Consider the following 14304-nt stretch of genomic DNA (forward strand, 5'->3'; position numbering starts at 1 on the left):
TGTCGGCTCACTTTTTGGGTAGGTCATATAAATCAATATCAACAATAACCTAGTTTTTGAAGGTTGTTTTGGTGATATGGTTTTATCCTATGGTTTCAATACAAGTGGATTGGTTGAAATAAGCAAAGGATTGGTCGAAAAGAGAAGGCCTTCTCGCAATTCCCTAATTAGATTTGACCTAATTAAGAACTACGCACCAAATTTATTGGGTCACGGTTTTCAAAAGGTTTTAAAATCAATAATGCGATATTTTGTATATACATTCCTGGTACAATATAGGCTTCCCGTTAAAAGGCATATTTTAGGGTTCCTTCTATTGTTTTTGGCTATTTGCAATAGAGCGGAAGGTCAATCCAATGCTCTATATGGACCACTTGGGGTAAAAACAGAACTTGCAAAAGCCGGGGTATGGAATACCCCAAGTTTTGATTTTACCAATGATTTTGAAGCGTACAAACAGTTTTCAAATATAAAAGGCCTTTTTTTTAAAGGGTTGGATTATAATGGAAATCAGACCAAGGTATTTTGCTGGTACGGGGTGCCCAATGGACTTTCAAAAGGGGAAAAAAGACCAGCTGTGGTCTTGGTTCATGGTGGTGGCGGTACCGCTTTTCCGGAATGGGTCAAGGAATGGACAGATAGAGGGTATATCGCTATTGCGGTAGCTTTGGAGGGCCAGGTTCCTGGTGAAAAAATGGAACATACTAGTGGGGAAAAACTATGGCCCGGCCATGAATTTTCCGGACCGCGAAGAATAGGATTTTTTGAGGATGTTGTTATTAAAAAGTTGCAGGACCAATGGTTTTATCACGCCGTTGGAGACGTAATGCTGGCCACCAGTTTACTTAAAAGTTTTCCGGAAGTAGATGCCAAGAGCATAGGTATTAGCGGAATTTCTTGGGGAGGCATTCTTACAAATGTGATTACGGGCATTGATGACCGTTATGCCTTTGCCATTCCGGTATACGGTTGCGGTTTTTTGCATGAAACTCCACATTATAGCCACCTCTTAACCCTTTTGAGTAAGGAACAACAGCAGTTCTACCTTCAAAATTGGGAGCCTTCTTTGTACATCCCATTACAGGAGCAACCTACCTTATTTGTTAACGGCACCAATGATTTTCATTTCACTATGAACAGCTTCACTAAAACGTATCTAGCTTCCAAAAACGAAAAGTACCTCTATGTTGAACATAATATGAAACACGGGCATAGCCCTGGTTGGGAACCGGAAGAAATTTACGCTTTTGCAGATTATGTTGTAAAGAAGGGTGAGCGCTTCTTAAAGCCAAAGTTTAAGAGGCTAAAGAGAAATAACGAATTGGTATATGGGTATAATGGAAAAGTAACGGAAGCTGTTCTATATACTACCTCCGATACGGCGGATTGGGGTAGGGACAATTATACATGGCAGCCAATTAGCATGCGTTTTTCCGATTCCAAGAAAATAATTTCGGCAACATTGCCCAAAAATGCACAGGCCTATTTTGTCAACATCATTGATTCTAAAGGGCATATATATAGTTCTCCCATGCGAATGGTCAAGAAAAATAGTTACTAGCAAATTCGCATATAAGATATTGGACCTAAGTAAATAAACATAAATCTATTAATAACAGCAAACAATGAATTTAAAAATTGGGAAGAGGCAATCCATATTGCTATTGATGGCACTTGTACTGCACGTTGGTACTATTTTGGGACAAGAAAAGCAAAATGGAAAGTCAATGGACGAAATGTGGGGCGAACAGAACACTTTGGGAGCGGATGCCCCCGCCTCCAGGACGGCACTATTTGATGATGGCAATTACGCCATGTTCATCCATTGGGGTATTTACTCCAACATTGCCAACAAATGGAAGGATAGTACCTATTACGGCATAAGTGAGTGGATCATGAATCCTAGAAGGGCCAATATTCCGGTAGATGAATATATCGCAGAGGCAAAAAACTTCAACCCGGTAAATTTTGATGCCAAGGCTATTGCGCAACTGGCCAAGGATGCAGGAATGAAATATGTTGTTGTTACCAGCAAGCACCATGACGGTTTTGCCATGTATAATTCCAAAAGCAATGATTTCAATATTGTAAAGGCTACTCCCTTTGCCAGGGATCCCATGAAAGAATTGTCCAAGGCCTGTAAAGAATTGGGGCTTGGATTCGGTTTTTATTATTCCCACAATCAGGACTGGACCTTTCCGGGGGGCAATGGCGGACCCAAGGTCAATGAAAAAGGTAAAGAGGTAGATTTCGATTATTACTTTAAGAAAAAATGTCTTCCGCAGGTAAAGGAGATCGTGACCGAATATGGGGATATTGCCATGGTCTGGTTTGATACTCCCGGCAATATGGAGAAAAAATATGTAGCTGAATTGGTGGATGTAGTCCGCAAGCACCAACCGAACGCCATGATTTCTGGAAGGGCGGGCCACGGATTGGGAGATTATAAATCCCTAGGCGATATGAACATTCCCGTTAAAAATATAGGGGGACTATGGGAGACGGTAGATGTTACCAACGACTCTTGGGGATATGCCTGGTACGATGAGAATTGGAAGGGTCCCAAACGTATTTTAAAGAGTATAATTTCTACGGTTGCCAGGGGAGGTACCTATATGTTGAATGTTGGGCCTGCGCCGGATGGCAGTATTCCAACTGAGGCACAGGAATCCTTAAGGGCTTCAGGGGAATGGATCAACAAGTACCCGCAGGTGGTCTATAAGACCGGTTCTTCGCCATGGGGCCGAAAGTTACCCTGGGGAGATGTTACCATAGCAGCGGATGGCAAGTTGAATCTCTGCGTGTACGAATGGCCTTTGGATGGTAAATTATGGCTTCCAGGCCTAAAAAATAATATTATCTTCGCAAAGCTATTGGTAAACGGGGAGTCTATAGCATTGGAGACCTCCAAGGAGGGGGATTGGGCCGTGATAAGCCTTCCGGCCAAGCGTCCAGAAAGATTGATTTCCGTAATCGAGCTTGAGGTAGAGGGGCGCCCAGAAGTGGATGGCAGACTTAGTTTAGACCCTGTTTTTGCTACAGAGCTTCCAGTGGATTTTGCCAAGGCAGAAGGTGCAGCCATCACCGAAAAAAGGTGGATGGAAAAGTTCGGGGAGTGGAAACATATTGAACAGGCCCAAGATTGGACAGACAAGGGTAAGGTGACTTGGAAGGTAATGGTGAAGGAGCCCGGTGATTACCAAACGGAACTGAATTATGCTGGATCTGGCCGCTTGGTATGGAGAATTACTTCGGAAGAAGGAAAGGTTATACAGAATCAGCAGAACTCATCGGAGGTCTATAATTATTATGAAATGGGGCTTTTAAAATTTGAAACGCCGGGAGAACATACCATAACGGTTACTTTGGTAGACGGAAATAGGAAAAGTGCCAGCCTTAAAGAAATCCGATTGACCCCTGCCGCAAGTATGGAATAAAACAGATAATTTATAATAATGACGAAACAGCCGTTCATCTTAACACTCTTTATTTTTCTATTTTTTAATACGGCAATAGCATATTCCCAAGAATTAAAGTTAGCCAATTTATTTTGCGATAATATGGTATTGCAACGAGGTACCGAAGTCCCTGTATGGGGAATCGCAGCGCCCAAGGAAAGGATAACGGTAAGATTTGCTGGCCAAAAGGTCTCAACAAAAGCTGGGAAAGATGGTAAGTGGATGGTTGCATTAGCACCTTTGGAGGTGTCAAAAACACCTAGGGAAATGGCCATTACTGGAATTACGGAAATAGTATTATCCAATGTAGTAGTGGGTGAAGTATGGATATGTTCCGGACAATCCAATATGCAATTTTCGGTGAACAACGTCCCTGAAACAAAAGCACTGTTGGCTTCTTCAGAAAACATCAGAAGTTTTGAGGTGAAGAGAACGGTTTCCTTTAAAGAAGAAGACAATGTTAATGGAAAATGGCAAGATGCCCCCCCAAGCAGTGCGGTAGCATTTGGTTTTGCATATTTCCTCGAGAAGTCCGCCGATATTCCTATTGGAATAATACATGCCTCTTGGGGCAGTTCTTCCCTGGAAGCCTGGATGCCGCGCGATATGGCAAAAGAGTTTCCCTATTTCAGGGATATAATGGACGACTTTGATGCCGATACTTTAACGAGGAATAGAATCAACACCGCGATTACTTCCTCTGAAGGTTGGTCTAATCAAGAGGATATATTTATGCGTAGGCAACCCAATATTCTGTATAATGCCATGATGAAGCCTTTGGCTCCTTATGCCTGTAGAGGCTTGGTATGGTACCAAGGAGAACGCAACACTCGTTATTATTCCGGGGTACCGGAGGTAAGCGGGGACAATTGGTTCCACAGGGTGATAGGGATGAAGGAATATGGCGATGTGCTACAATCTTGGATCAGGCGATACAGAAGGGAATGGAATAATGATAAGATGCACTTCTCCGTAGTAATGCTTCCTGGTTATGGAAAAGGCACGAACAATAACCCGGATATCGATCCCACGAGTCCATCGGCCATGTCCTGGGCATGGATGCGCGAGTCGCAAATGAAGGTATTGGAACTTCCTTATACCAGTGTTGTCAACACCATTGATCTAGGGGACGAAAAGAACGTTCACCCTGTGGATAAACTCCCTATAGGAATTAGACTGGCACTAGCTGCGGAAAAATATACCCTTGATAAGGATGTGGTGGCGGAAGGCCCTATCTTTAAGGAAGTAAAGCCACTAAACAATACACTTGTAGTTTATTTTAAGAATGCCCATGGGTTAAAAACGGTGGATGGAAACGCCCCTGTGGGATTCTGGATTTCTGATGGATCTATGCAATGGCATAAGGCAGAAGCGAAAATTGTTGGGGAAACAGTAATGCTGTCCCATGGTGACATTAAAGACCCCAAATTTGTTAGGTATGCCTTTGCCGGAAAACCGGATGTAAATTTGGTCAATAGTGCAGATTTACCTGCCTATCCCTTCAGAACGGATAATGTGATTCCTATTGATGAATAAATTTAAAGAGGTGTTTGGTTTTAGACCTTTGACGGATAATAGTGGGATTCTAAACAGACAAGTATAATATGGGCAATGTAGTAAAAGACAGTTTAAAAAGTAGATGGTCAATGCTTCTGATATTTCTATTGGCAATACCACTAATTGCCCAGGATGCTCCCGACCCTTACGCTGAGACGGGTAGTAGCAATACAAAAACGACTATAGAACCTATAGTTATCAGCAACAAGGAGATTAATGTGCTTTCCGGGGGTCTCGCTGAAACAGGATTCAACTTTAAAACAACGGTTTTAAATTATATGTTCCAATGGATAGAGTCCGAAGCACCAGGGCCATATCTCATGAAATGGCAATTGGAATCGTCTACAGAGGAGAATTACGAGGTAGTTGCTAGGATATTAGGAGCCAATATAAATGGGACATTATCCTGCAATGGAAAAAGTATTCCGTTTAAAAGTAATGAAAAGGACTGGTCCCAAATTGCACTGGGAACTATATCATTAAAAGAAGGAATCAACACTTTGGAGCTGGAAATTAATACGGCCGAGAAATTTAAACTTTCCGCCTTGGAATTGACAGCCCCATCTTTTGCGGCCAAAACAGATGAAGAGGCCCTGAAATTGAGGCAAAAAGCAGATTGGTTCAAGGATGCCGGATACGGTTTAATGTTTCAGTGGACCAATAGGGCAACACCGGAAAAAGGGGATACCATCAAGGCCTGGGAAGACAAGGTCAATGATTTTGATGTCGAGGAGTTTGTGGATTTGGTGGAGGACTCAGGGGCGGCTTACGTTATTTGGTCCATAACCTGGGGGCAACAATATATTTCCGCGCCCATTACATCCTTGGATAAGGTATTGAAAGGACGAACCACTGAACGCGATCTACTAGGTGAAATGGCAGATCTACTTTATGCAAAAGGAATCAAATTGATATTCTATTATCACTATGGTTATGATTGCTACCATTCCATAGATTCCAAATGGATGGAGGCCTCTGGAGGCTATAAGGCAGATAAAACGGAATTCTACGGGAACCTAAAGAACATTGTGGCAGAGGTGGGCAATAGATATGGAAAAAAATTGAACGGGTGGTTTTTTGACGGGGCTCAGCGCTATTATGACACCCATTTTGATGGTAGTTCCGGTGGAATTTCCACGGCCAATTTTAAGGAGATAAGTAAGGCCGCCAAAACCAATAACGGGCAACGTATAATTTCATATAATTCTTGGATTTTACCCAAGGTTACGGAGTATCAGGATTATTATGCCGGGGAGGGCCTAAAACAATTTACGGGACTGGATGACGGTGTATTTCCAGAAGGAAATTATAAGGGCTTGCAGGCACATAGCTGTTTTACTTTGGAAAAAAGGTGGGGGCACATCGATAAGAATACTACCATAGCCAGTCCAAAACATTCCCTTGATGATCTCATTGGCAGAATAAAACATGCGCAAGAAAATCGATATCCACTTTCCATAAATCTTGAAATGTACGAGGATGGTTCGGTATCACCGGAGTCTAGGGCATTATTGCGAAAGGTTAGTAAGGCTATCCGCGGGAAATAGATTTTATACAAATGAATTTAAAAGAGACTATGCATTTATTTAAACAGTTATTTAAGATTTTACTTCTGTTATTTTCAATAACTACAGCGGCACAAAGCATTCGAAAACCAAATATCATCATTATTTATACCGATGACCAGGGTTATGGGGATGTAGCAGCTCTTAACCCCGATGCTAAATTTAAGACTCCCAACATGGACATATTGGCCAATGAGGGGATTATCTTTACGGATGGGCATAGTAGTGATGCGGTCTGTACCCCTTCTAGATATTCTTTATTAACCGGGCGATATAGTTGGAGGACCTCCTTAAAAAAAGGAGTCCTTGAAGCCGATGGACCCTGTTTGATAGAGAAGGATAGGATGACCATTGCCTCCTTGCTAAGGGATAATGGCTATAACACCGCTATGGTAGGGAAATGGCACCTTCAAATGGAGTTTGAAGGAAGTCTGGGCAAGGATCGTGACTGGTCCAAACCCTTTACCGATGGTCCTATTGAAAAGGGGTTCGACTATTTTTTCGGGATTCCCGCATCCATGAACTACGGCATACTTACCTATTTGGAAAATGATAGGGTTTTGGATCCTCCGGTCTTATGGACTAAAAAGAAGCCGGCCACCAACCCCAGAACCTTTAGCGATGACATTACCCCTAAGCCCTATAGAATGACCCCGCCCTATGAAAAAGAAGGTGGCAGGGGCTGGGTAGAGGTAGCGCCATCCTTCAATGATGAGTTGGTGCTTGAAACCCTGACGAACAAAGCAGTGGAGTATATTGATGAAAAAACCAAAGAGGCAAAAAACGGCAAGCCATTCTTTTTATACCTTCCCTTGAACAGTCCCCATTTGCCCCATAGTACCCACCCCGATTTTCAAGGCCGAAGCAACTGTGGCAATTATGGCGATTTTATGGAAGAAACCGATTATAGGGTGGGGCAGGTATTGAAAGCCTTAAAAGACAATGGTATTGATGACAACACCTTGGTGATCTTTTCTTCCGATAACGGCGCTGAAACCAACTACGTTTATCAACGCGATGTATATGGGCACTACAGTAGTTTTAATTTTAAAGGCGGTAAGCGCGACATATACGAGGGTGGGCACCGCGTGCCCTTCCTAATGCGTTGGCCGACACAAATCAAGGCTGGTCTAAAATCGGATGTACCGGTGTGCCAAACAGATTATCTGGCTACCATTGCAGCAATTATTGGTGTAAAGCTTCCGGATAATGCAGGCGAGGACAGTTATAGCCTACTGCCCATTTTACAAGGAAAGGATGATGATAAAATGGTTAGGGGAGCGGTAATCCACCATTCGGTATCGGGGGATTTTGCCATTCGCGAAGGAAAATGGAAATTAAATATGTTTCGTGGATCCGGGGGTTCTCTGGAACCTAGATTTATTCAACCTAAAGAAGGGGAAGCCGTCTTTGAACTTTATAATATGGAAACGGATCCAAGCGAAACTACCAACCTTTATTTTGAGCATCCCGATGTAGTAAAAAGACTTACCAAAAAGATAAGCAATATCATTAAGGACGGAAGAACAACGGCCGGAATGCCTCAAGGGTATGTTAAGGAGAATTGGGATTTGCCTTCATGGATCAAATCCTAATCTTAAGGGACAATAGGAGTCATATCCCCTAATTTTGGTCAAATACAGCAAAAATATGGTCTAGCAGAGAAATACATTTTTTGGGTTAGGCATTAGGTTTGTACCCTGGACATTTTCTTGTATTGATTGAACTAGTTATATCCTGTTTTGAAAATTACTATCCAAAAATTAAAAGAATGAAAGTTACTGCCAGAAGTATTGTTCTTAGTCTATTCACTTTAATCCTGCTTTCCTGCGGAGGTAAGCAAGAAACAAAAAAAGAACCAATTGCAGAGGAAAAAACCCAACCGAATATCATATTCATATTTGCCGATGATTGGGGATATGCAGATTTGGGAATCCATGGAAGTACCTTTTGCAAAACCCCCAACCTGGATAAAATGGCTGCCGAAGGCATCGATTTTCAGAACTTCTCTGTAGTTAATCCTGTTTGCTCACCCAGTAGGGTGGCGGTAATGACAGGGCAATACCCTGCCCGCCAAAGTGTACACGGGCATTTTGCGTCCGTAGAATCGCATATAAAAAGAAATATGCCAGATTGGTTGAATCCACAAGCCCCCTTACTTCCCAAAATGTTAAAGGAAGCTGGATATTCCACGGCCCATTTTGGTAAATGGCATTTGTCCAATACCCATGTTGAAGATGCACCTTCCCCCTTGGAGTATGGATACGATGAGTATGGAGCATTTAATTTACCGAGTAACTTACATCAAATGCATGCGGATTCTACTATATATAAAACTATTGATTTTGTAAAGCGCCATAAGGACAAACCTTTTTTTATTAATGCTTGGATCCATGCAACGCATACTCCCCATTACCCCAAAGAGGAGTACATGCAACAATTTGCACATTTGGACGAACAGCAACAGGTGTATGCTGCTGTTGTGGCCGAGTATGATGCCCGTATAGGGGAATTGTTTTCCACTTTAAAAATTTTGGGAATAGATGAGAACACCTTGGTTGTCTTTTCTTCTGATAATGGTCCCGAAATAACCGGTAAAAATAAAATTACAGAGGATAATTCTACCGGACCTGGTTTAGGGACTTATTATTCCGTTGGGGAAACAGGAGAGCTTAAAGGACGTAAGCGCTCCCTTTTTGCAGGAGGTGTCCGTATACCCTTCTTGGTACGCTGGCCATCTAATGCGCCTGCCGGAGTGGTTGATAAAACTACCGAATTGGCCACTGTAGATTTGCTGCCAACATTTTTGGAATTGGCTGGGGCAAGCTATCCCGAGAATTACCAAGCCGATGGAGTAAGCATCGCTTCCGCCATAAGGGGCGAATCCTTTATTAGACAAAAGCCCATTTATTGGGATTGGCGCTTTTCCAGTGACAGGCCCGATTTTTGGCCTAGTGCCGCTGTTCAAGAGGGCAACTGGAAACTTATGACCAATGATGAATTAGGAAAGGTAGAACTATACAATATTGCTTCCGATTGGGCGGAGCAGACAGATGTGTCGGCTGATAATCCTGAGAAGCTCAAGGAGCTCACCTACAAACTCGAGGCTTTTCAAAGTTCCCTACCAATTGCAGCACCTGAAAATTGTTTTTCTAAGGAGAGAGAAACCCTAAAACTTGTAAATTAGAAAGACAAATGGACTTGTGGAATTACTTCTATGGGTCCATTTTAACAATCAATATTTTCCTTTAGCAATTACAGCACATAGGCTTAGAGGAATATGTTGAACTTGCTGTTTAGGAAAAATGTTATTGGCTTCTTTTTCAGAGTTCACTTGAAGGATTGAACAGTGAAAGAAGTCTATATTTTCACATTTTTTAACTTTTAGTATTTTCCGCGAATTTTTATTTTTATTCAAAATTTGAAATAGCGATAACATGCAATTTATTAAACGAGAAGACGATTTTTCGCCCACGTTTTCTGTTTGGTCAATTGAAAGAATAACTATCAATCTATTGTCTAATAGAATAAAAAGTGGGCATTATACGGAACCTTTTTTCATAAGGAGCCGGTTTCAACACTTCCTTCCCGATTTTCTTTCCGGGAGCAATTTTTTCGAATTCAAGTTTTACAGATGAAGGTATCTTGTCCCTTAGTTGCAGCAGGGACTGTTCCAAATACCCACTAACTGAAATGGGTTAAAATGGGAATTCCCTTTAACCCAAAAAAATCATTTTTCGTTCTGTTTCTTTAGACGATTACTTGCTAATAGTAAAGTATAATTTAAATAAATAGTTATGGAAGCAATAAAGACCGCTAAGAAAAAAAACTACCATAGAAGACTTAAGTCCCTTCCCCCGTTGAAATTCAAGAAATTCCAAATGAAAATGGACAATTTTGGGGTCCATATCCTCATTTCGGCCAATTTTCTTAAAAAAGGCAACCATTCCATGAGAATACAGAATGGTATTCTGCACCTAAAAATAAAGCAGGCCACAGGTCTGTTTGGGTATGCCATGGATTCCATTTCACAAAAGGACCAATATAAGGACATGGATTTTCAAATTAGTTTGCCCCACAAAAAGTTCAGGCATATAAAATCCGTTCGCTATCAGAACGGTTCCCTGAAAATTCACCTAAGTGATCGGCAAGGGTCAAGAGATGGAATAAGGTATGTGGAACCTTCAACAATGTACAATCGAACTACTTCATCCATACGGCATTAAAGACCTTTTGGCGGACCAGCGGTTAATAGGAGACCTATACCTCCGTTAGACTTTAAATTGTTTAACCTGTTTAAATAGAAATGAATTCCATATGAATGTATACAAGGAAAATATACAGTACCTAAGGCTCCCGGACGGGGCTATAAATACATTGAATAGTAATTACAGGGGAATTTTAGTAAAAAGGGAATAGATCCAAATTGATTTTGAATGAATATATAATAGACCGGCCGTTGGCTCGGCCCAAACTTGTTAACCTTTTATAAATTATAAACCATATTTTATGAAATCCAATAAACCTTACTTAAAAAGTGTACTCTTTTTGTTTACCTTATTATTCTTTTATAGCCATGGCGCCAAGGCCGGGAACGGAATAATACTCTATACCCCCTATACCTACATTACGGTACCGCCGGGAGAATCCATTGACTATACCGTTGAGGTTAAAAACTATGGTAGTCAGGTGAAGGATGTGGAAATTGATCTTTCCGGCTTACCAGACGAATGGAATTCTTCCTTAAAGGCCGGGGGTTATTCCATTAAGCGTATAGCTGTTCTACCAGGCGAGAAAAAAACGGTATCCTTGACCCTAAATGTACCCTTGAAGGTAGAAAAGGGGAAATATAATATAAGGCTTGTTGCCAAGAATTACGATGTGCTGCCCATTGTTGTCAACGTTTCGGAAGAGGGCACCTTTAAGACCGAATTCAGCTCGGACCAGATCAATATGGAAGGGCATTCCAAATCCAATTTTAACTTTTCCACAAAATTAAAAAATCATACTAGTGAAAAGCAGTTGTACTCTTTGTTGGCGCTACCGCCACGGGGTTGGAACGTGGCCTTTAAGCCCAATGATAGGCAGGCCACGGCAGTGGAGATAGAAGCGGGTAAAACCACCAATATTACGGTGGAGGTACAGCCTTCCCCACAAGTAACATCCGGATCTTTTAAAATTCCGATAAAGGCTACCAACAAGTACAGTACGGCCGATCTGGAATTGGAGGTGGTCATAAAGGGGTCTTATGATTTGGAGCTTACCACCCCAACGGGATTATTGAGTGCCAATGTTACTTCGGGAAGGGAAAAGCAATTGGATCTGCTGCTGAGAAATACTGGAACCAGCGAATTGAGAAATGTTAGCTTTAGCTCTTCAAAACCCAAGGATTGGGAAATTTCAATTGAGCCGGATACTATTCCAGTAATTCAGGCCGGGGGCAGTACAAAGGTACAGGCTACCATTAAATCTTCCGACAAGGCCATTCCCGGGGACTACCTGCCCAAGATTACGGCCAAGACCCCAGAGGCCACTTCAACTGCTTCTTTTAGGATTATGGTAAAGACACCTTTATTATGGGGCTGGCTAGGAATCTTTATCATTTTGGGGACCTTGGGGGGAATTTATTATCTGTTTAGAAAATACGGTAGGAGGTAATGGCGGAAAAGAGTATAGATATAAAGGGATTGACCAAAAAATACGGCGAGCATATAGCGGTTAACAATTTAAACCTCACTATAGAAAAAGGCGAAATATTTGGTCTCTTAGGACCCAACGGGGCGGGCAAATCAACAACAATTCTTATGATCCTTGGACTCACCGAAGTGGATTCGGGGAGCGTAAATGTGTGTGGAATAGACAGTAGCAGGTACCCGCTGGAGGTGAAAAGAAAAGTAGGATATCTACCGGAAGATGTGGGTTTTTACAACGATTATACCGGATTACAGAATCTTATGTATGTGGCCCGCTTAAACGACATCCCGCAAGAAGAGGCCAAAAAGGCGGCTTTGGAGATATTGCAAGAGGTAGGTTTGGAAGATGTCAAGGATAGTAAGGTAGCCAGCTATTCCCGAGGAATGAGACAGCGCCTTGGCCTGGCCGATGTGCTGATTAAAAACCCAGAGGTAATTATATTGGACGAGCCTACCCTGGGACTTGATCCAGAAGGGGTAAAAAAGTTTCTACAGCTCATTGTTCGCCTTAGTAGAAAAAAAGGCATTACCGTGCTGTTCTCCTCCCATCATTTGCACCAGATTCAACAGGTATGTGATCGGGTGGGGATATTTGTAAAGGGTAAAATGCTGGCTGAAGGTAAAATTAGCTCCTTGGCGCAACAGTTGTTTTCCAAAAATGCCTTTACCCTGGAAGGGGGCATATCCACTTTGACAGAGGATGTAGAACCACCTCTGCCATTAAAGGAGATGGTCCAAAAAATGAAGGCGATACCAGAGGTTGCAAATGTGGAATTGGGGGACAATGGATTTGTAGTAGAATCCAATAAGGATGTATCCGCTGATTTGTCCAGACTAGTTGTAAAGTCGGGATACGGACTTAATTTTCTAAGGAAAAAGGAATACGGTTTGGACGACATTTATTATCAATATTTTCAAGAAGATAAAAACAGATGAAAAATAAAGTTTTAAGGACAGGGATATCAAAATTAAACGCATTGACCATGAGCGATTGGACCTCAAACCTGCACTCCTTGGTGTTTAGGGATGAGGATGCAGGAGCCAGTAAAGGTGATTTTCCTTGGGGACCCTTTAAGGCGATGGTTCAAAAGGAAATTTCCGATCATTTTAGGAACTGGCGCTTTATAATACTATTTGCTATTATTTCGATGGCCTGTATGGGAACATTATTTGCCACTTTGGCCGATGGCATGAAGGCCATTGTTGTAGATAGTTCGGGAAATAGCTTTTTTTTCTTGAATTTATTTACAAAATCCAATGGTACCCTGCCGCCTTTTTTTGGATTTGTGGGATTCCTCGGCCCTTTGTTTGGAATAAGTTTGGGGTTCGATGCCATTAGTTCTGAACAGCAAAGGGGAACCCTGAGTAGGATTATGGCGCAACCAGTTCCTAGGGATAGTATTCTTAATGCCAAATTTCTGGCAGGGATAATCGTGATCAGTGTTATGTTTTTTACATTGAGCTTTCTGGTATTGGGCTCGGGGCTCATAGCCATAGGAATACCGCCCACAGCAGAAGAGTTTATGCGGATAATGGTGTATACCGTACTTAGCATTGTCTATGTATCCTTTTGGTTAAACCTTGCTATTTTGTTTTCGGTCCGTTTTAAACAATCTGCCACCTCCGCTTTGTTGGGGATAGCGGTATGGTTGTTTTGCACCATATTTTATCCTTTGTTAGCCAACATGATCATAAAGGCATATGAACCCTCAAAATTCGCCTCCCCCAAAGCCATTTACTTCTATGAAAAACTGAAGTTCTATCTGGGACAGATCATGCCAAATGAGTTGTTTGATGGGATTACCTCCGCCATTTTGGTGCCTTCCGTACGTAGTTTGGGGCCGCTTAGCATGGAGCAATTGCAAGGGGCCATCCCGAGTTCCCTGCCATTGGGACAGAGCATTATGTTGGTTTGGCCACAGTTTACGGGATTATTGGCACTTACATTGCTTTGTTTTCTGCTTTCCTATATGGTTTTCATGAAGCGGGAAATACGCTCTAGGGGATAAAGAATGCTGTGTAATTGGGTTG

General features: G+C 42.1%; 10 protein-coding genes. All 10 read left to right on the forward strand.

Translation table 11 applies throughout. The features are described from left to right. Positions 1-241 precede the first annotated feature (241 nt). Positions 242-1561 (forward strand): alpha/beta hydrolase family protein, encoded by a 1320-nt coding sequence (locus BUA60_RS02680; RefSeq protein ID WP_178346954.1) that lies wholly within the window; start codon positions 242-244, stop codon positions 1559-1561. A 64-nt stretch (positions 1562-1625) separates the two neighbouring features. Further along, positions 1626-3437, forward strand: a complete 1812-nt coding sequence (locus BUA60_RS02685) for an alpha-L-fucosidase (RefSeq protein WP_218587880.1) — start codon at positions 1626-1628, stop codon at positions 3435-3437. An 18-nt stretch (positions 3438-3455) separates the two neighbouring features. Next, positions 3456-4994 carry a sialate O-acetylesterase gene (locus tag BUA60_RS02690; RefSeq protein WP_072860188.1) on the forward strand — a complete coding sequence of 513 codons (1539 nt, stop codon included), beginning with the start codon at positions 3456-3458 and terminating at the stop codon, positions 4992-4994. Between the two features lie 68 nt (positions 4995-5062). Next, positions 5063-6562 (forward strand): alpha-L-fucosidase, encoded by a 1500-nt coding sequence (locus BUA60_RS02695; protein WP_084532458.1) that lies wholly within the window; start codon positions 5063-5065, stop codon positions 6560-6562. 29 nt (positions 6563-6591) lie between these two features. After that, positions 6592-8175, forward strand: a complete 1584-nt coding sequence (locus BUA60_RS02700; RefSeq protein ID WP_072860822.1) for a sulfatase family protein — start codon at positions 6592-6594, stop codon at positions 8173-8175. A 176-nt stretch (positions 8176-8351) separates the two neighbouring features. Next, positions 8352-9767 (forward strand): sulfatase-like hydrolase/transferase, encoded by a 1416-nt coding sequence (locus BUA60_RS02705; protein ID WP_084532460.1) that lies wholly within the window; start codon positions 8352-8354, stop codon positions 9765-9767. Between the two features lie 610 nt (positions 9768-10377). Further along, a complete protein-coding gene (locus tag BUA60_RS02715) occupies positions 10378-10806 on the forward strand; it encodes a hypothetical protein (protein WP_072860191.1) in 429 nt (142 codons plus the stop codon). A 283-nt stretch (positions 10807-11089) separates the two neighbouring features. Next, entirely contained in the window at positions 11090-12238 is a 1149-nt protein-coding gene (locus BUA60_RS02720) for a COG1470 family protein (protein WP_072860192.1), read from the forward strand. Next, a complete protein-coding gene (locus BUA60_RS02725; RefSeq protein ID WP_072860193.1) occupies positions 12238-13209 on the forward strand; it encodes an ABC transporter ATP-binding protein in 972 nt (323 codons plus the stop codon). Before BUA60_RS02720 ends, BUA60_RS02725 begins: the two co-directional genes overlap by 1 nt. Further along, positions 13206-14282, forward strand: a complete 1077-nt coding sequence (locus tag BUA60_RS02730) for an ABC transporter permease (RefSeq protein ID WP_218587881.1) — start codon at positions 13206-13208, stop codon at positions 14280-14282. Before BUA60_RS02725 ends, BUA60_RS02730 begins: the two co-directional genes overlap by 4 nt. Positions 14283-14304: the final 22 nt, after the last annotated feature.

This window comes from Arenibacter palladensis (genome assembly GCF_900129275.1).
Classification (GTDB): domain Bacteria; phylum Bacteroidota; class Bacteroidia; order Flavobacteriales; family Flavobacteriaceae; genus Arenibacter; species Arenibacter palladensis.

What these genes read in the sequence shown, in the direction of transcription:
- BUA60_RS02680 (WP_178346954.1), top strand. Translation starts at nt 242, where the DNA reads ATGCGATATTTTGTATATACATTCCTGGTACAATATAGGCTTCCCGTT.
- BUA60_RS02685 (WP_218587880.1), top strand. Translation starts at nt 1,626, where the DNA reads ATGAATTTAAAAATTGGGAAGAGGCAATCCATATTGCTATTGATGGCA.
- BUA60_RS02700 (WP_072860822.1), top strand. Translation starts at nt 6,592, where the DNA reads ATGCATTTATTTAAACAGTTATTTAAGATTTTACTTCTGTTATTTTCA.
- BUA60_RS02715 (WP_072860191.1), top strand. Translation starts at nt 10,378, where the DNA reads ATGGAAGCAATAAAGACCGCTAAGAAAAAAAACTACCATAGAAGACTT.
- BUA60_RS02725 (WP_072860193.1), top strand. Translation starts at nt 12,238, where the DNA reads ATGGCGGAAAAGAGTATAGATATAAAGGGATTGACCAAAAAATACGGC.
- BUA60_RS02705 (WP_084532460.1), top strand. Translation starts at nt 8,352, where the DNA reads ATGAAAGTTACTGCCAGAAGTATTGTTCTTAGTCTATTCACTTTAATC.
- BUA60_RS02730 (WP_218587881.1), top strand. Translation starts at nt 13,206, where the DNA reads ATGAAAAATAAAGTTTTAAGGACAGGGATATCAAAATTAAACGCATTG.
- BUA60_RS02695 (WP_084532458.1), top strand. Translation starts at nt 5,063, where the DNA reads ATGGGCAATGTAGTAAAAGACAGTTTAAAAAGTAGATGGTCAATGCTT.
- BUA60_RS02720 (WP_072860192.1), top strand. Translation starts at nt 11,090, where the DNA reads ATGAAATCCAATAAACCTTACTTAAAAAGTGTACTCTTTTTGTTTACC.
- BUA60_RS02690 (WP_072860188.1), top strand. Translation starts at nt 3,456, where the DNA reads ATGACGAAACAGCCGTTCATCTTAACACTCTTTATTTTTCTATTTTTT.